15 protein-coding genes are annotated in these 17,730 nt (G+C 72.6%); 10 read left to right on the forward strand and 5 right to left on the reverse strand.

Annotated elements, in window-relative coordinates; genetic code table 11:
- The first annotated feature begins 103 nt into the window (after positions 1-103).
- A complete protein-coding gene (locus ACGF5T_RS11070; RefSeq protein ID WP_366767142.1) occupies positions 104-622 on the forward strand; it encodes a MarR family transcriptional regulator in 519 nt (172 codons plus the stop codon).
- A gap of 13 nt (positions 623-635) precedes the next feature.
- Positions 636-1,220 (forward strand): hydrolase, encoded by a 585-nt coding sequence (locus tag ACGF5T_RS11075; RefSeq protein WP_366767143.1) that lies wholly within the window; start codon positions 636-638, stop codon positions 1,218-1,220.
- Positions 1,221-1,368: 148 nt separating this feature from the next.
- On the opposite strand, the gene ACGF5T_RS11080 is transcribed toward ACGF5T_RS11075, so the two are convergent.
- Together ACGF5T_RS11080 and ACGF5T_RS11085 are read right to left on the reverse strand one after the other, a co-directional pair.
- Entirely contained in the window at positions 1,369-1,548 is a 180-nt protein-coding gene (locus tag ACGF5T_RS11080) for a hypothetical protein (RefSeq protein WP_366767144.1), read from the reverse strand.
- Between the two features lie 47 nt (positions 1,549-1,595).
- Positions 1,596-4,145: a SpoIIE family protein phosphatase gene (locus tag ACGF5T_RS11085; RefSeq protein ID WP_366767145.1), complete on the reverse strand. Its 2,550-nt coding sequence runs from the start codon at positions 4,143-4,145 to the stop codon at positions 1,596-1,598.
- Positions 4,146-4,344: 199 nt separating this feature from the next.
- On the opposite strand from ACGF5T_RS11085, the gene ACGF5T_RS11090 reads away from it, so the two are divergent.
- Complete coding sequence (locus ACGF5T_RS11090) at positions 4,345-6,495, forward strand: SpoIIE family protein phosphatase (protein WP_392887559.1); 2,151 nt, start codon at positions 4,345-4,347, stop codon at positions 6,493-6,495.
- A 159-nt stretch (positions 6,496-6,654) separates the two neighbouring features.
- Here the strand turns inward: ACGF5T_RS11090 and ACGF5T_RS11095 are convergent, their stop codons facing one another.
- On the reverse strand, positions 6,655-7,113 hold the full coding sequence (locus ACGF5T_RS11095; protein ID WP_366767147.1) for a helix-turn-helix domain-containing protein: 459 nt from the start codon (positions 7,111-7,113) through the stop codon (positions 6,655-6,657).
- 109 nt (positions 7,114-7,222) lie between these two features.
- Here ACGF5T_RS11095 and ACGF5T_RS11100 point away from each other — a divergent pair, with 109 nt between their 5' ends.
- On the forward strand, positions 7,223-8,380 hold the full coding sequence (locus ACGF5T_RS11100; protein ID WP_366767175.1) for an MFS transporter: 1,158 nt from the start codon (positions 7,223-7,225) through the stop codon (positions 8,378-8,380).
- Positions 8,381-8,887: 507 nt separating this feature from the next.
- Here ACGF5T_RS11100 and ACGF5T_RS11105 read toward each other — a convergent pair.
- Positions 8,888-9,178, reverse strand: a complete 291-nt coding sequence (locus tag ACGF5T_RS11105; protein ID WP_361015030.1) for a hypothetical protein — start codon at positions 9,176-9,178, stop codon at positions 8,888-8,890.
- A 310-nt stretch (positions 9,179-9,488) separates the two neighbouring features.
- Here ACGF5T_RS11105 and ACGF5T_RS11110 point away from each other — a divergent pair, with 310 nt between their 5' ends.
- The 3 genes from ACGF5T_RS11110 (at position 9,489) to ACGF5T_RS11120 (ending at position 12,068) form a co-directional block, all read left to right on the forward strand.
- Entirely contained in the window at positions 9,489-9,818 is a 330-nt protein-coding gene (locus tag ACGF5T_RS11110; RefSeq protein WP_366767148.1) for a hypothetical protein, read from the forward strand.
- A 343-nt stretch (positions 9,819-10,161) separates the two neighbouring features.
- On the forward strand, positions 10,162-11,172 hold the full coding sequence (locus ACGF5T_RS11115; RefSeq protein WP_356604997.1) for an SPFH domain-containing protein: 1,011 nt from the start codon (positions 10,162-10,164) through the stop codon (positions 11,170-11,172).
- Positions 11,169-12,068, forward strand: coding sequence for a hypothetical protein (locus ACGF5T_RS11120; protein ID WP_356604999.1), 900 nt, complete (start codon positions 11,169-11,171; stop codon positions 12,066-12,068). The genes ACGF5T_RS11115 and ACGF5T_RS11120 overlap by 4 nt, the downstream gene beginning before the upstream one ends.
- A gap of 347 nt (positions 12,069-12,415) precedes the next feature.
- On the opposite strand, the gene ACGF5T_RS11125 is transcribed toward ACGF5T_RS11120, so the two are convergent.
- Complete coding sequence (locus ACGF5T_RS11125; RefSeq protein WP_366767149.1) at positions 12,416-13,762, reverse strand: S1 family peptidase; 1,347 nt, start codon at positions 13,760-13,762, stop codon at positions 12,416-12,418.
- A gap of 567 nt (positions 13,763-14,329) precedes the next feature.
- Here ACGF5T_RS11125 and ACGF5T_RS11130 point away from each other — a divergent pair.
- The 3 genes from ACGF5T_RS11130 (at position 14,330) to ACGF5T_RS11140 (ending at position 17,730) form a co-directional block, all read left to right on the forward strand.
- Positions 14,330-14,545 carry a type A2 lantipeptide gene (locus tag ACGF5T_RS11130; protein ID WP_311574573.1) on the forward strand — a complete coding sequence of 72 codons (216 nt, stop codon included), beginning with the start codon at positions 14,330-14,332 and terminating at the stop codon, positions 14,543-14,545.
- A gap of 156 nt (positions 14,546-14,701) precedes the next feature.
- Entirely contained in the window at positions 14,702-15,508 is an 807-nt protein-coding gene (locus ACGF5T_RS11135) for an HlyD family efflux transporter periplasmic adaptor subunit (RefSeq protein ID WP_356605003.1), read from the forward strand.
- On the forward strand, positions 15,505-17,730 hold the full coding sequence (locus ACGF5T_RS11140) for an NHLP family bacteriocin export ABC transporter peptidase/permease/ATPase subunit (RefSeq protein ID WP_366767150.1): 2,226 nt from the start codon (positions 15,505-15,507) through the stop codon (positions 17,728-17,730). Before ACGF5T_RS11135 ends, ACGF5T_RS11140 begins: the two co-directional genes overlap by 4 nt.

The raw sequence follows: 17,730 nt of genomic DNA on the forward strand, positions 1-17,730 counted from the left end.
AGCCTACGGGCGGACGGGCGCCGGTGGCTTCCGCGGGCGATGACCAGGCAGAACTGCGCAGTCCGAACTGGACAGTCTTGCCTGCCGGTTTTAGGGTGGGGGCATGGACGCGCATGCCGCTGGAGACGGTCCCGGGCCCGGTGCCGCCGGCACCGGCACCGGGGAGGATGTCTCCGACACCGCCGCCCGTGCCGCGCACGAGCTGCGCGTGGTCTTCAGCAGGCTGCGGCGCCGCATCCGGGAGGTCGCCCGGGACGAGGACCTGACGCCTCCCCAGGTGTCGGCGCTCACCCTGGTCGGCAAGCACGGCGCGGCGACCGCCAGTGCGCTGGCGTCCGCCGAGGGGGTGCGCCCGCAGTCGATGGCGGCCACGCTGGGCGCCCTGGACCGGCACGGTCTGATCCGCCGCAGCCCCGATCCCGAGGACGGCCGCCGACAGCTGGTCACCCTCACCGAGGCCGGCCGCGCCCGCATGGAGGGCGACCGGCAGGTACGCGAGGAGTGGCTGGCCCGGGCCTTCCAGGACCGGTGCACCGCGGAGGAACGGGACACGGTCCTGCGAGCGCTCGCCCTGCTGGACCGGCTCACCCGGCCGGATCCCGGCGCTTCTCGATCCACCTGAAAGGCACCACCTCATGGCAGTCACCTCCCTCGACCCCCGCACCGCCCTCGTCGTGATCGACCTCCAGGCCGGCATCGTCGCCGCGCCCACCGCCCCGTACGGCAGTGCCGAGGTCGTCGCCCGCAGCGCCCGGCTGGCCGAGGCGTTCCGCGCCCGGGACCTGCCCGTGGCCCTGGTCCGGGTCTCCTTCGCCGCCGACGGGGCGGACGCCGTGCCCGGCCGTACGGAGGCCGGTGGTGCGGGCGGCCCCCGGCCCGAGGGCTGGGACGTCGTCGTCGACGAACTCGCCGGTCACCCCGGCGACCTCACCGTCACCAAGCGCAACTGGGGCGCCTTCCACGGCACCGGGCTCGACGTCCGGCTGCGCCGCCGGGGGGTCACCCAGATCGTGCTCACCGGCATCGCCACCAGCATCGGCGTGGAGTCGACCGCCCGCGCCGCGCACGAGCACGGCTACCACGTCACCCTCGCCACCGACGCCATGAGCGACATGGACGCCGAAGCGCACCGGAACAGCGTCGAGCGGATCTTCCCGCGCCTCGGCGAGACCGGTACCACGGAGGAGATCCTGGAACTGCTGGCCAAGACGCACTGCTGATCCGCGGCAGGCCGCCCGCCGACGTCACCCGCGCCGCCCGGTGAACCTCAGCGGCGTGCCCGGCGGTGGACCGCGGACGGCCCGAACGCGCACCGCGCCGGCCTCCTGGCCGGTGCGCTGGGCGGATGCCGCCGCCCCCGGGGCGGATTCAGTCCTCGCCCCTGACGATGTTCGACTCCTGTCCCGGCCTCGGTGCGCGGGGCGCACCGTCGTCCTCGACGGCCGGTATCCAGGTGCGTACCGCGCCCCGGCCGCTGAGGCGCCGGGCCGTCGACCACCCCGTCTCCAGACGGCGGACGACGGGTTCGTCGCCGGTTTCGGTGGTCATGGGTGCATCATCTTCCTTCTGTGTCCGGTCTGCGTCCGGGAGGACCGTCACCCTGCGGGTCCCCGGGCGTGCCCCGGGGAAACACCGGTCGCCGGTGCCTCCCGGGGCTCCCCCTCGGCGGGAGCGCGGCGCACGGGGATCTCGCTCCACACCTGCTTGCCCCCGCTGACCGGCAGCGTCCCCCAGGTCGCCGACATCGCCTCGACGAGCAGGATGCCCCGTCCCCCGGTGGCCTCCCAGCCGATGCTGGTCGGTTTGACGGGCGTACGGGGCGAGGCGTCGGCGACCGCGACGCGCAGCCTGCCGTTGATCAGGGTCAGGTCGAGACGGACCTGGCCGTCGGTGTGCACGAGGGCGTTGGTGACGAGTTCGGAGACGACGAGGGAGACGCCGTCGATGTCGTCGTCCGGCACGCCCCAGGAGCGCAGGACGCGCCGGGTGAAGCGGCGGGCGTGCCGCACCGCCTCGGGCAGCCGCCACACCGACCAGCTCTCCCGCAGGGGGCGCACCGCCATGCCGTCGTAGCGCACCAGCAGCAGGGCGACGTCGTCGCTGCGGCGGGCGTTGCCGAGCAGGGCGTCGGCGACCAGACCGAGGTGGGCGGGATCGGACCCGGCCAGGGCCTGCGCGAAACGGTCCATGCCCTCGTCGATGTCGGCGTCGGCGGACTCCACGAGCCCGTCCGTGGTGAGGGCGATCAGCGTGCCGGGCCGCACCCGCAGCGGGCTCATCGGGAAGTCGGCCTGGGTCACCACGCCCAGCGGCGGGCCGCCCTCCGTCTCCGCGATCTCCGTCGTGCCGTCGGAGTGGCGCAGCACCGGCGGGGGGTGTCCGGCCCGGACGCACCAGGCCGAGCCCCCCTCCATGTCGAGGTCGACGTAGACGCAGGTGGCGAAGAGGTCGGACTCCATGTCCATGAGCAGCCGGTTGGCGTGGGAGACCACCACGTCCGGCGGGTGGCCCTCGACGGCGTAGGCGCGCAGGGCGGTGCGCATCTGGCCCATGAGGGTGGCCGCGGCGGCGCTGTGGCCCTGGACGTCGCCGATGACGAGGGCGACGTGGTGGTCGGGCAGCGGGATCACGTCGTACCAGTCGCCGCCCAGCTCCAGTCCGGCCGTGCTGGGCAGGTAGCGGGCGACGGCGACCGCGCCGGGCAGCTTCGGCAGGCGGCGCGGCAGCAGCTGGCGCTGGAGCATGCCGACCAGTTCGTGTTCGGCGTCGAAGGCGTGGGCGCGCATCAGGGCCTGCCCGGCGAGGCCGGCGGAGGCGGTGAGCAGGGCGCGTTCGTCGGGGCCGAAGTCGTGCGGGGTGTCCCAGCCGATCAGGCAGGCGCCGGCCATCCGGCCGCCGGCGGGCAGCGGCAGTACGGCCAGGCCCCCGGGTCCGACGTCGGCGAGGGCGGGCTCCAGCTCGCCGGCGCCGGCGGGCCAGATCCGGGCGCGGCCCTCGCGCAGCGCGGCGGCGAGGGTGGGCATGGCCCGTACCGGCGCGTCGGGCCACTCGGTGCGCCACTCCAGCCGCCACAGCTCGGGCCAGGACTCGGGCTCGGGCGGGTCGAGGACGGTGACCACGAGCCGGTCGTTCTCCAGCTCGGCCAGCGCGATCCGGTCGGCGCGCAGCGGCCTGCGCAGCGCGGCGACCACGGCCTGGCTGACGTCGCGGACGGTGCCCGCGGTGGCCAGCGCGGCGGCCAGCCGCTGGACCCGGGCCACGTCGGTCACGTCGGGGCGCAGGGTGGAGGCGTCGACGACGGTACCGGCGAGGCGGGCCGGGCGGCCCTCTCCCCCGGGCAGCAGGCGTCCGCTCAGCCTCAGCCACTTCGGTGGGCCGGTGGGCTGGAGCACCCGGAACTCCAGCTCGCGTTCGCCGATGGACAGGTGGTCGGCCTCCGTCACCGACATCAGCGAGGGCAGGTCCTCGGGCACGGTCAGGGCGAGCAGCGTCTCCACCTTGCCGTCGAACGCGCTGGGCGCGAGGCCGAACAGGCGCAGGATGTCGTCGCCGACCTCGACCCGGCCGGTGTCCATGGCGAGGGTGAAGGCCCCGGGCCGCAGCTCCCCGCGTTCGGGGGACGCGGCCGGGGCGGGGCAGGGGACGGCACCGGCGACCAGTTCCAGGCAGGCGCGGTCCTCGGCGTCGAAACCGTCCGGGCGTTCGGTCAGGGCGAGCAGGCAGCCGCCGTCGTTCCCGCGCACGGGGAGGGCGGCGAGGGAGAAGCCGCTCGACGGCACGTGCCGCGACTCGGCCGATCCGGCGAACTCCTCGGGGCCGAGCCACACGGGCGTGCCGCCGCGGTGGGCGTCGGCGACCGGGGAGCCCCCGGCCGCGGGGTAGCCGTCACGTACGCCGTACAGGGTCCGGGGCACGCCGGCCGACTCGGCCAGGCACAGCAGCTCGCGGTTGCCGCCGGGCGTGTAGAGGGCGGCGAAGGAGGCGCCCGCGAAGACCAGGGCCTGTTCCAGGACCCGGCGCAGCCGCTCTCCGGTGTCCGGGCCGGAGGCGATGGCCCTCAGGGCACCCTCGGCACGCAGCCTCCTCGATCCGCGTCCCACAGCGCCCTCACCGACCACGCCGCCATTACAGCGCTTATGGGACATCGGCGCAGCCCCTGTGCGCGGGGAACCGGAGGATCGGGGCGCGGGAGGGCCTTCCGGGCGCCCGGCGGGACGCGGGAGAGGTGGGCGCCGGGGCCGGCCGCACGCGCCGGGACGCGCAGGGGCCGTGCTCGCCGTGCGCGGCGGGCCTGCGGGGAGGAGATTTGACTCCGGGGGTTGCCATGCACGGGCGTGCGAGGAGGTGGCCGGCGTGGCCGACGATCAGCCCTCCGCCGCGGCGCCCGGCGCCGAGAGCGCGCCGGGCGGCCATCCGGTGCTGTCCCTGGCGCTGGCCTCGATGATGGAGGCCGTCCACGCGCACTCCGGGGCGGTCTACCTGCTCGGCGCCGATCCTCCGGTGCTGGAGATGGCGGTGATGGCGGGCCTGCCGAGGGCCTTCGCGGCGCCCTGGGAACGGGTGACGCTGCACGCGCCGGTGCCCGTGGCGGACGCGGTGCGTGAGCGGCGGACGGTCTGGGTCGGCGACGAGGAGGAGATGGCGCGGCGCTACCCCCGGGTCGCGGTGGTCCTGCCCTATCCGTTCGCCATGGTCGCGCTGCCCGTCGCGACCGGGACCGCGGCGTACGGCGCGGTGTTCCTGACCTGGCCCGGTGCGCGTTCCACGGAGCTGTCGGAGCGGGAGCACCGGCAGCTGACCGCGGCCTGCGAGCGGCTCGCGGTGCGGCTGGAGCGGGCGGCCGCGGCGAGCGTGCCCGTGCACCCGGAGCCCGATCTGCTGGCCGCCCCGGTGGTCGGCGGCGCGCCCGGCACGCTGGGTTCGCTGGAGGCCGTGCGGATGGTGGGGCGGCTGCCGTACGGGCTGTGCTCCCTGGACCTGCACGGCCGGGTGGGGTTCGCCAACCCGGCCGCCGCCGAACTCGTGGGCGTACCGGTCGGGCAGCTGATCGGCACCCAGCTGTGGACGTCGGTGCCCTGGCTCAACGACCCGGTGTACGAGGACCGGTACCGGGCCGCGCTGCTCAGTCAGCACACCACCTCCTTCGTCGCGCTGCGTCCGCCCGGCGACTGGCTCTCGTTCCGCCTCTATCCGACCCGGACCGGACTCAGCGTGCGCATCAGCCGGGCCCGGGCGGTGTCGCGGCCGGGACCGGCCGGGGCGGTGCCGGAGGGGGCCGCCCCGCGCCGGCTCGTGACGATCTCCCAGGTGGTCAGCCTCACCGGCGCGCTGTCCGAGGCGGTGGGGGTGCGCGACGTGGTGCAGTTGATCGCCGACGAGATCGCGCCGACCGTGGGCAGCCAGGGCCTGGTCGTCCTCGGCTCACGGGCCGGGCGGCTGCACGTCCTCGGGCACCGCGGCTATCCGGACCCGCACGCCGCGGAACGCTTCGACGGGACCCCGCTCACCGAGGCGATCCCGGGCGCGCAGGTCCTGCGGACGGGGGTGCCCGCGTTCTTCGAGTCCTGGGAGCAGCTGGAGCGTCTGTACCCGGCGCGACGGGGCACCCACGACGGGTTCGCGGCCTGGGCGTTCCTGCCGCTGATCGCCTCCGGGCGGCCGGTGGGCACCTGCGTCCTCGCCTACACGCGACCGCACTCCTTCACCACGGAGGAGCGGGCGATCCTGACCAGCCTGGCCGGACTGGTCGCGCAGGCCCTGGACCGCGCCCTGGTCTACGACGCCAAGTACCGCCTCGCGCACGGGTTGCAGGACGCCCTGCTGCCGCACTCGCTGCCCGCCCTGCCCGGTGTCGAGGCCGCGGCCCGCTATCTGCCGGCCACCCGGGGCATGGACATCGGCGGCGACTTCTACGACCTGGTGCCGGCCGGGGGCGGGCCGGTGGCGGTGATCGGGGACGTCCAGGGGCACAACGTGACGGCGGCCGGGCTGATGGGGCAGGTGCGTACCGCGGTCCGCGCGTACACGGCCGTCGGCCAGGCGCCCGAGGAGGTCGTGAGCAGCACCAACCGGCTGCTGATCGACCTGGGCACCGAGCTGTTCGCCAGCTGTCTGTACCTGCGGCTCGACCCGGCCCGCGGTCGGGCGACGCTGGCCCGCGCGGGACATCCGCCGCCGCTGCTGCGCCGTCCGGACGGGCGGGTGGAGGTGCTGGACGTCGCCGGCGGGCCCCTGCTGGGCATCGACCCCTCGGCCGCGTATCCGTGCACGGAGATCGACCTGGCGCCCGGCTCCCTGCTGGCCCTGTACACGGACGGCCTGGTGGAGTCCCCCGGCACGGACTTCGAGGACGCCCTCGCCGACCTGGGGCACCGCCTGGCCGACGCCGGCGACCTGCCGCTGGACGCGCTCGCCGACCACCTGGTGCGCGACGTGGCCGGTGCGGAGGAACGCCTCGACGACATCGCCCTGATGCTGCTCCGGGCGCGGGGCTGAGGCGGGGTTCGCGGGGAGGTCGTCGGGGCTGCGGGTCTCGGCCGGGACGGGACGGGTGCCTCCCGCGGCGGGCGGCGGTCCGCCCCTCCCGCCGGAGAAGCGGACCACCCACCACCGGCCGGCCTTCAGGAGCCCACATCCTCAAGGATCCCCCAGTGGTCAGCGCTCGTGCCGCACAGAGGTTGTGTCGATGTCCGCGGGCCTGCCGTGCACGTCGACAGGACGGAGTTCTGGGAGCGGGAGTCCGCTTTCATCAACGAGGACGGAGTGAGTTTCCGTTGGTGCGAAGGCGTGTCGTTCGCCCCACTGACGCGCAGCCACGATGACGGCGAAGAGGTCTCGGCCCGCATCTGTGAGGACGTAGTTCTGTCGCCGTCCGGTCGGGGCGGTCTGCCGCTCGAGGATTCCTCGTTCGATCAGGCGTCGCAAGCGGTCGGTGAGGATGTTCCGCGCGATTCCGGTGCGGTGCTGGAAGTCGGTGAACGCTCGCGCACCGTCCATCGCGTCGCGAATGATCAGCAGGCTCCATCGGTCCCCGACCAGATCGAGTGTGCGTGCGACGGGGCAGGCGGGGTCGGTCCAGGACATCCCCTCGGTACGGGGCGCAGTACGAGCCATGACTCCTCCTGAAGAGTTGCGGATCGAAACCATTCTGCCGTACCTTCATTTTGGTTTCAGTTTGCAACTCATTGGGGGTGTGTCAGTGGGTCTCACGTCTGGCCGGAGGATGCTGTTCGCCGTGGTCTGTGCGGTCGCGGTCGCGACGATCTATGCGGCGCAGCCCGTACTGGCCCAGATCGGCGGTGACCTGGGCCTACCGGAAGCCGACTTGGGTTGGATCGTCACCACGGGGCAGCTCGGCTACCTGATCGGCTTGGCTCTTCTTGTCCCTCTGGGGGACATGTTCGACCGGCGCAAGCTGATCGCCGGGCACCTTCTTCTCGCCGCGGTCGGCATGGCTCTGGCCGCAGTCGCTGCCCAGGTATGGCTCTTGCTTGCCGGGCTGGCCCTCGCCGGCCTGTTCGCGGTCGTCGTTCAGACCACGATCGCCTTCGCCGCCGACCTGTCCACGGCAGCGGAACGCGGCCGCACGCTCGGAGCCGTGACCTCCGGCGTCGTCATCGGCATTCTCGGAGCGCGTGTGCTCGCCGGCAGTCTCGCTGCCCTCTGGGGCTGGCGAAGCATCTACGTGGCAATCGCCGTGCTCCTCCTCGCACTCACCGGCTTCGTGCTGAGGCTCCTGCCATCCGACCCGCGCGACCGCCAGGCCACGTACGGCGCGGTCATAGTCTCTCTGGGGCGCCTGTTTCGTGAGCGCCTGTTCGTCTCACGCGGACTGATTGCGTTCTTCCTGTTTGCTTCCTTCGGCGCGCTGTGGAGCGGCCTGGCTCTGCCGCTCGCAGCCGAACCGTGGCATCTGAGCACGGCCCAGATCGGTCTCTTCGGGATCGCCGGGCTCGCCGGGACGCTGGGCGCCTCCCGAGCCGGGCAGGGGGCTGACGCCGGCCGCGCCAACACCATCACCGGTGGTGCGCTTGCACTGCTGGCCGCTTCATGGCTGGCGACCGGGCAAGCGTCCTGGTCGCTCTGGCCGGTCGTCGTCGGCGTGATCGTTCTCGACTTCGCGGTGCAGGCAGTACACGTCAGCAATCAACACCTGCTCACGGCCGCGTACTCACACCGGACGAGCAGCGTCATCGGCGGCTACATGCTCTTCTACTCCTTCGGCTCTGCCATCGGAGCAACCAGCACCACCGCGGTGTACTCAGCCGCGGGGTGGGCTGGATCCAGCCTTCTCGGCGCCGCCTTCGCCCTCTGCGCACTCCTTGTCTGGGCCGTCAACCGGCACGCAGCGGCCGAGGCGCGACGAGACGTGCTCGTGTGACCACCTCGTCCTGTCCCGCGCAGCCCGGACCCGCAGGAAAAGGGACTCGGTACGTGACCCATGCGAACGCACCGCTGTCCGCAGAGGGAAGACGCCGGTTGATCGAGCGGTGCCAGGCAGGACTGCGAGCCCGGAGCGCAGTTGCCGGAGCCCTCGACGTGCGCCTCGACGTGCGCCTCGACAGTCAGGCGACCCGGCGGTCCCTGCGCAGCCCCCTGCACGGAGCCCGGGAATTCCTCCGTCCCCTATAAGACGCCATCTTCCTTTATGTGATCTTGCAGCAGTCTGGCGTGGTGACGACTGGGCTTGTGCAGCGCATGGAGCCGGACGGCTTGTGGGAGTCGTTCGAACGCGTGGCGCCGCCGACGCCGGAACGTCCTCAGGGCGGTGGCCGGCGTCGGCGTGAGGATAGGGAGGCGCCGGCTGTGATCATCTGACAGCGTCCACCGTGCCATGCTGGGCATCGCCCAGCTGCAGAACCTCGCCCTGGCCCCGTGACCGGGAGGGTCAACCCAGCTCAGTCACGTCAGAGCCAGCCGACTTCGGAGGCCTTTGGTGACCGCATTCCAGCCGGTTTCCGTCGGCGTCCGTCACTGTGTACTCCAGGACAATCTTGGTCGGGTCGCCGTCCTCATAAGGCCACACCGTGATGCCTCCCTCCCAGAGGAGGGTGGAGAACCAGACATCGATTCCCTCGGCTTCAGGCGCGACCGTGAAGACCTCCCCGGGCTTCAGATGGAAGTCCTCACCGTACGGCTCGATGAACAGACAGAGATCGCCCTTGCCTGCGTTCTCCACAGGCAGCCTGCTGCGTCCCACTCGTCCCCCCAAGACCGCCGCTCCGATGAGCCATTCCACAGTATCCGCCCACCCCACCCCGCCGGGCTCAAGCCGCCTGTGCTTCCACGCCCGTTGCGGACAGCCCTCAGGCCGCTTCTTTCAGATCACCGAATCCTTGGTCCGGGTCCGTGGTCGACTGACTCTCAGAGGGCCCGCATCGACCCGTTGCTGCCGGACCTGAACCCTCGGCGGGGTGGGCAGTGGCGGGACCACCGGCAGGTGATCGACGCGATCCCGTTCATATCGCACTGACACACCATGGATGGACATGGCCGAGCGCTTCGGCTCGTGGAAGGGCGCCCACAACCGGCTGCGGAAGTGGGCCGCTGACGGCAACGTGAGAATGGTCTTCACCGCCCTGCTCGCCCAGGCCGACGCCGAAGGCGACCTCGACTGGGTCGTCGCGGTCGACTCCACCATCGTGCGCGCACACCAGCACGCCGCCGGGGCCCGTCGAATGGGCCCGACCGGCGAGCCGGACGACGATGCCCTCCCCGCGATGACCAGGGCGGGAAGACGGCGTGGGACCTCGATCAACGTGTTGAGGGTGCAGGAGTCGCCAAAAGCAAGACCCGAGAGGTCCACCACGACCGTGTGAGGACGGTCGGGAGCGGCCTGGTTCAGGCCGTGTCCGCTACGCCCACCGCATCCCGATGACGGACAGCCGCTCCGCCCGCTCCGCAGCCAGCGTCACGGCCCTGCTGTGCTGGTTGCCGATCCAGGCTTCGAGCCTGAGCTCCCCCTCCTGCTGGTCCTGGCCGACGGTCCGCTCGACGTGCCGTACGCGGCCAGGCGCCGGCGGACGCCGTCACGAGGCCCGGGCACCTTCGCCGATCGGCGAGAGATGTCAGCTTCCGGCCGAGCACGAGCCCCTTCTCGTCCTCTTGACGCTATGCCTCCTCTTCTTTATAGTCACTATGACTCTAAAGAGAGGGGGGCTCATGGCCGACATCACCAAGCGTTTCGGCTGGCGTCATCTGCGGGCGGCGCCCACGGCCCACATACGACACCACCGTTCGGGGCAGCTCACCCACGACGGTCCCGGGCTGAGCTTCTGGTTCCGGCCGCTGGCCGCCGCGCTGTCCGAAGTGCCGGTCGACGACCGGGAACTGACGATGACGTTCCACGCCCGGACCGCCGACTTCCAGGACGTAGCCGTGCAGGCGACGGTCACCTACCGCATCGCCGACCCCGCTGTCGCAACCGAACGGCTCGACTTCTCCGTCGATCCCGACACAGGGGTGTGGCGCGGCGCCCCGTTGGAGCAGCTGGCCACGCTGTTGACTGAGAGCGCTCAGCAGCACGCTCTCGAAGTACTGGCCCGCACACCCCTTGCGGCGGCTCTCGCCGAAGGCGTGCCCGCGGTGCGCGAGCGGGTGCTCCAGGGACTCGGCGAGGAGCCGCGGCTGCCCGCCATCGGGATCGAGATCGTCGCCGTCCGCGTGATGGCAGTGCGGCCCGAACCGGAGGTGGAGCGTGCCCTGCGCACCCCCGCCCGGGAGCTGATCCAGCAGGAGGCGGACCGGGCCACGTACGAGCGGCGCGCGGTCGCCGTGGAACGTGAACGCGCGATCGCCGAGAACGAGTTGGCCAGCCAGATCGAACTCGCGCGGCGTGAGGAGCAGTTGGTCGAGCAGCGCGGCGCCAACAGCCGCCGGGAAGCGGAGGAGAAGGCGGCGGCCGACGCGGTCCGGGTCGGCGCGGAGGCGGAGCGGGCGGTGCGCCTCGCGCAAGCGGAGGCGGAGGGCGCCCGTGCGGTCGGCGAGGCCCGCGCCCAGGCGCAGGCGGCCTGGCTGCGGGTGCACGGTGACGTGGACGTAGCGGTCCTGCGCGCCCTGACCGGCACCCGCCTCGCCGAGAACCTGCCGCGCATCGACAGCGTCACCGTTTCCCCCGACGTACTGACCGGGCTGCTCGCACGGCTCGGGGCGGGCCAGGAGCCGGCGGCGTGAGCCTGGCACCCCGGGCCGTCCTCGTACATCGCGCCACCGAGTACGAGGAGTTGGTCGCCCGGCACGGCACGCATGGGCAGGCGGCGTTCTTCCTGTCCTCACGGGGCAGATCCATCGAGGAGGTCGTCGAACGGCATCACCGGATGGAGCGGGCGCTCGCACTCGTGTCGGCTGCGGTGCCGCTGAGCTGGCGGCGCGCGCAGGTCGAGCGGGCGGACCTGGACCGCTTCCTGTTCGGTCCCGAGGACGTCGTGGTGGCGGTCGGGCACGACGGGCTCGTGGCCAACGTCGCTCAGTACGTCGGTGACCGGCCCGTGGTCGGCGTCGACGCGGATCCCGGCCGCAATCCGGGTGTCCTGGTACGGCACAGGCCGGCGGACGCCGCCCGGCTGCTGCCCGCCGCCTTCTCCGCCTCCGCGGGCGGGGACGAGCTGAGCATGGTCGAGGCCGTCACCGACGACACGCAACGCCTGGTGGCGCTCAACGAGATCTACGTCGGTGCGGCCGGTCACCGTACCGCCCGGTACCGCCTGGGTCTCGACGGCGACAGGGGTGTCGTCGAGACCCAGGCCTCGTCGGGAGTACTGATCGGCACGGGAACGGGGGCGAGCGGCTGGCTCCGGTCCGTGTGGCAGGACCGGTCCACCGAGTGGCAGCTGCCGCACCCCACGGAGGCGCGGCTCGCCTGGTTCGTCCGGGAGGCGTGGCCGTCCCCCACCACGGGAACACGCCTGAACGCGGGTGAACTGTCGGCGGGCGCGCGGCTCACGGTGACCGTGGAGTCCGAGCGCCTCGTCGCCTTCGGGGACGGTATGGAGAGCGACGCGCTCGAACTCACCTGGGGTCAGACGATCCGCCTCGGCCTGTGCTCCACGAAGCTACGGCTGATCGGCTGACGGTCAGTGGCTTCTTCAGCCGTCGCCGCAAGATCGGCCGGGGTGGCGATGCGGATGGCCAGCAGGCCGACCGTATCGGCGGGCAGGCCGCGCAAGCGCCCGTACCGGGTACGGGCCGACACGACGTACGACTACCGCAGCAAACGCTCTTACCTGCGCCGACGTGGGATCAAGGCCACGATTCCGGGCCCAGCGGACCGGGACCGCCACCGCGTCACGCGTGGCGCGCGTGGCGGTCGACCACCGAATTTCGACAAGACCGACTACAAGCAGCGGCATCTGGTCGAGTGCGGAATCAACCGAGCTCGGTTCACCGAGCACAAGGCGCGCGTCGGACCGTCGGACCGTCAGCCCGTCGACCCGGTGCCGTCCTCGTGGCCGGCGCCCGTGCCGTCACCGACGTCACCCGCGCCGGCACCGTCGTCCTCGCCCGCACCGGCGTCGTCACCGGCTCCGGCGTCGCCGGCCTGTCCGCCGCCGGCCTGGTCGCCACCGCCGACGGCGTCACCGACCCCGCCGCCCTCTTCCGCACCGGCCTCCTCGCCGCCCGCCTGTTCGCCCGCGCCGCCGGGCGCGGCGCCGCCCAGGGTGGCGCCGACCGCCTCCAGGGCGGTGGTGACCGGCTGGAAGAAGGTCTCGCCGCCGACGGCGCAGTCACCGCTGCCGCCGGAGGTCAGCCCGATCGCGAGACCGTCCTGGGTGAACAGGGAGCCGCCGCTGTCGCCCGGTTCGGCGCACACGTCGGTCTGGATGAGGCCGGTGACCGTGCCCTCCGGGTAGTTGACGGTGGCGTCCAGGCCGAGGACCTGGCCGTCGGCCAGTCCCGTCGTACTGCCCATGCGGAAGACCTCCTGGCCGACCGTCGCCTCCGCGGCCTGGCTGATCGGGACGGTCTGGTCGCCGAGGTTCACCTCGCTCGGCGCCTCGGTCGCCGGGTCGTCGTACCGCACGAGCGCGAAGTCGCCCTCGCCGGGGAAGACCGCCTGGTCGACGGTGGCGATGGGCTGTCCGCCCTGCGCGTCGGACCACTGGTCGTCCGCGACTCCGCAGTGACCGGCCGTCAGGAAGGCGGGCGCGCCGTCGCCCGCGGTGACGTTGAAGCCGAGGGAGCAGCGCGCGCCACCGCCGAAGATCGCGTCCCCGCCCGAAGCGAAGGTCTTGAAGGTGCCCTCGGACTTCCGGAGGGTCGCCATGCCGGATCCGAGGCCCTCGACGGTGGACTCCAACCGGTCCCACTCGGCGCCGGTGACGGTGCTGTCGGCGGTCACCAGGATCTTGTTGGTGCGCGGGTCGATCGCCCACGCGGTACCCGGGACGCTCGCCCCGGACCTCAGGGTCCGCGCGCCACCGCGCAGCTCGCCCATGCTGTTGTCGACCTCGCGGACGTCCGCGCCCGCCTTCTTCGCCTCCACGATGACCTGGTTGTTGTCGCCGGGCACGACGTTGACGACGAGCTGCTGCTCGCCGGCGTCGTAGTAGGAGCCCGCGAAGGCGTCGCCGAGCAGGCCGGCGAGTTGCGAGGCGAGATCCGACGCGTCCGCCGCCTTGAGGGTCCTCGGCGCCGTCGTGCCGCCGGCGGACCCGCCGTCCTGCGAGGCGTTGGCGTGCGGCAGCAGGACGGCGGCCGCGCCGAGCGCCACCACACCACCTGCCGCGATCGCGGCCCTGCGCTTCGGAATTCGCTTGTGACTCAACCTTCTCGACCTCCTGGGACGGGGTCCGTGCCGCCGGTCCGGCAGCTGTCGGGGGGCGCCTGGATGGCTGTTGGTACGCACGGACGCGACGGGCCGTTCAAACACGCCCGAACGACACTCTCCGCGACCGGTCGGCAACGGTCCGTTCCGATCAGAGAGCGGAATCCCGGCTTCAGCGAATCTGCACAGCGCATGCCCAACCCGGTCACCCCCACTGGGGGATCTGCACAAGCGCACCGCGCCCGGTGCGCCTCCGGGACCGAAGTGCCGGATTCACCGCCCTTGGGCAAGGGCTCGCGGGGACCGATGTCGCGGGCCGTGTGAAGAAGTGGCCGCGAAGGCGTGCGCGCACCTGCACGGATGGTTGCCCAAGCCTCGCAAGTGCCCTGGTGGGAGGGTTGATTGAGTGGAACCGCGGACCGGCCGCGTGCTTTGATCCATCGCACCGCGGGGGCCGCGGAGGGCTCCGGAAAGGGGCGCCCGGCGCCCGCGGTCGCGGCCGTCATCTGTCCCCAGAGGGGGGCCGCTCCCCCCTTGTGAAATGGCTATACGAAGGGAAGTTCCCCCATGAACTCCACCCCCCAGGTTGAGACCGTCGAGATCTCCGACGCCGAGCTCGACAACGTCTCCGGCGGTCTGTCCGTGAACGCCGTCGGCACCGTCACCGGCCTGGTGGACGGCATCGCCCCGGTCTCGGGCCTGCTCAACACCGCGATCGGCACCGTCGAGGGCGTCACCGGCCTGAACACGGCCCCGGTCACCAACCTGGTCGCCGGTCTCTGATCGCGCCTCTGTGCCGCTGAGTCCCGGAGCCACCCAGGCTCCGGGGCTTTTCGGCCGTTCCTCCACGGCCTCCGTGGCACCGGTCACGGCTCGCTCCGTGGCACCGCCCACGGTCGCTTCCGTGGCTTCGCCGGAAAACCCTGGGATACGTCCGACGTGCAGTTCCGCCAACAGGCCCTCGCCAAACTCCAGTCACCGGAGGAGCTCGACCTCCCGGTGCGCTTCGCCCGCCCGCAGGGCTGGGTGGTGCTGTCCGTGACCCTCGTCGCGATGGCCGCCGCGTGTGTGTGGGCGGTGGGCGGCTCGGTGACCTCCACCGTCGAGGCGCCCGCGATCCTCACCCACGGACAGGGCAGTTACCTCCTGCAGAGCCCGGTGTCCGGCCAGGTCACCGCGGTCCTCGCGCGCCAGGGCGAGCGGTTGCCCGCCGACTCCCCCGTGCTGAAGGTCCGCACCACCGAGGGCGAGAGCGTCGTCCGCACCGTCGACGCCGGCCGGGTCAGCGCGCTCGCCGCCACCGTCGGCCAGATCATCCAGACCGGTGCGAACGTCGCCTCGGTCGAGAAGGTCGCCCACGCCGACGACCCGCTCTACGCCACCGTCTACGTCCCCGCCGAGAAGGCCGCCGCCATCCCCGCACACGCCTCCGTCGACCTGACCGTCCAGTCCGTCCCCGCCCAGCAGTACGGCGTACTGCACGGGAAGGTGCAGTCCGTGGACCGCTCGGCCCAGTCGGCGCAGACCATCTCCGCCTTCCTCGGCGACAGCCAGCTCGGCGAGCAGTTCACCAAGGAGGGCAGGCCGGTGGCCGTGACCGTCCGGCTGACCACCTCGAAGTCCACGCGAAGCGGCTACGCGTGGTCGTCCGCGGACGGGCCGCCCTTCGGCCTGACCTCCATGACCATGGCCTCGGGTTCCGTCCGGCTGGCCGACGAGCGTCCCCTCGATTGGCTGCTGCCGTGACCACCGCACAGGAGACCCGGGGCAGACGCCGCGCCGCCCCGCCGCAGCGCAAGGTGCCCAGGAGCGGCCGGGCGAAGACCGTCCGCACTCCGACCGTGCTCCAGATGGAGGCCGTGGAGTGCGGCGCGGCCTCCCTCGCCATGGTGCTCGGCCACTACGGCCGGCACGTCCCGCTGGAGGAGCTGCGCATCGCCTGCGGCGTCTCCCGGGACGGCTCGCGGGCGAGCAACCTGCTGAAGGCCGCGCGCGGTTACGGCTTCACCGCCAAGGGCATGCAGATGGACCTGGCCGCCCTCGCCGAGGTGACGGCACCGGCCATCCTCTTCTGGGAGTTCAACCACTACGTCGTCTACGACGGCGTGGGCCGGCGGTTCGGCCGCCGCGGGGTCTTCATCAACGACCCGGGCAAGGGCCGCCGCTTCGTGACCCTGGAGGAATTCGACACCAGCTTCACCGGCGTCGTCCTGACCATGGAGCCCGGCGACGGCTTCACCCGGGGCGGGCGCAAGCCCGGCGTGCTCGGCGCGATGCCGGCCCGGCTGCGCGGCACCGCGGGCACCCTGCCCGCCGCGGTGCTGGCGAGTCTGCTGCTGGTGGCGGTGGGCGCCGCGGTGCCCGCGCTCAGCCGCACCTACATCGACATGTTCCTGATCGGCGGGCAGACCTCGCTGCTGGGCGTGCTCTTCACGTCGATGGCCGCCTGCGTCCTGCTCACCGTGGTGCTGACCTGGCTCCAGCAGGCCAACCTGCTGCACGGCCGCATCATCTCCTCCACCCTCTCCAGCGCCCGCTTCCTGCGCCACCTGCTGCGGCTGCCGGTGACCTTCTTCTCCCAGCGCAGCCCCGCCGACCTGGTGCAGCGCCTCCAGTCCAACGACGCGGTGGCCGAGACGCTGGCCCGCGACCTCGCCGCCGCGGGCGTCGACGCGATCGTCGTCGTGCTCTACGCCGTGCTGCTGTACACGTACGACCCGCAGCTCACCTTCGTGGGCATCGGCGTGGCCCTGCTCAACATCCTCGCCATGCGGATCGTCATCCGGCTGCGCGCGACGCGTACGGCGAAGCTGCGGGCGGACACGGCGCGGCTGACCAACACCGCGTACACCGGCCTCCAGCTGATCGAGACGATGAAGGCGACCGGCGGCGAGGACGGCTACTTCCGCAAGTGGGCGGGGCAGCACGCCACCACGCTGGAGGAACAGCAGCGGCTGGGCGTGCCGAGCGCCTGGCTGGGCGTGGTCGCGCCGACGCTCGCGACGCTCAACAGCGCGCTGATCCTGTGGATCGGCGGCATGCGCGCCGTGGAGGGGCACATCTCGGTGGGCCTGCTGGTCGCCTTCCAGGCACTGGTGGTCCGCTTCACCGCTCCGCTGACCCGGCTCAACGGCGTCGCGGGCCGCATCCAGGACTTCGCGGCCGACGTGGCCCGGCTGAAGGACGTGGAGAACTTCCGCACGGACCCGCTCTACGACCGCCCCGGCGGGGTCGACTCGACGCGCCGGCTGCACGGCCATGTCGAGCTGCAGAACATCTCCTTCGGCTACAACCCCCTCGACAAGCCCCTCCTCAGCGGCTTCGACCTGACCGTCGGGCCGGGGCAGCAGGTGGCCCTCGTCGGCGGCTCGGGCAGCGGCAAGTCGACGGTCTCCCGGCTGATCTCGGGGCTCTACACCCCGTGGGACGGGGTGATCCGCGTCGACGGGCAGCGCATCGAGGACATTCCGCGCGGGGCCCTGGCGTCCTCCGTCTCCTTCGTCGACCAGGACGTGTTCCTCTTCGAGGGTTCCGTCCGCGACAACGTGGCGCTGTGGGACCCGTCGGTCCCGGACGACGCCGTGGTGGACGCGCTCCGGGACGCCGCCCTGTACGACGTGGTGACGCGCCGTCCGGGCGGCATCCACAGCCGGGTCGAGCAGGACGGCCGGAACTTCTCCGGCGGGCAGCGCCAGCGCCTGGAGATCGCGCGGGCCCTGGTGCGCCGGCCCAGCATCCTCGTCCTCGACGAGGTGACCAGCGCGCTCGACGCGGAGACCGAGCAGGTCGTCATGGACAACCTGCGCCGTCGCGGCTGCGCCTGCGTGGTGATCGCGCACCGGCTGAGCACCGTGCGGGACAGCGACGAGATCGTCGTCCTGGCGCACGGCACGGTCGTGGAGCGCGGACGGCACGAAGAGCTGGTGGCGCAGGGCGCCGCGTACGCGGCGCTGGTCAGGGAGCGGTGA

It is taken from the genome of Streptomyces sp. NPDC047853 (genome assembly GCF_043204535.1).
GTDB lineage: Bacteria > Actinomycetota > Actinomycetes > Streptomycetales > Streptomycetaceae > Streptomyces.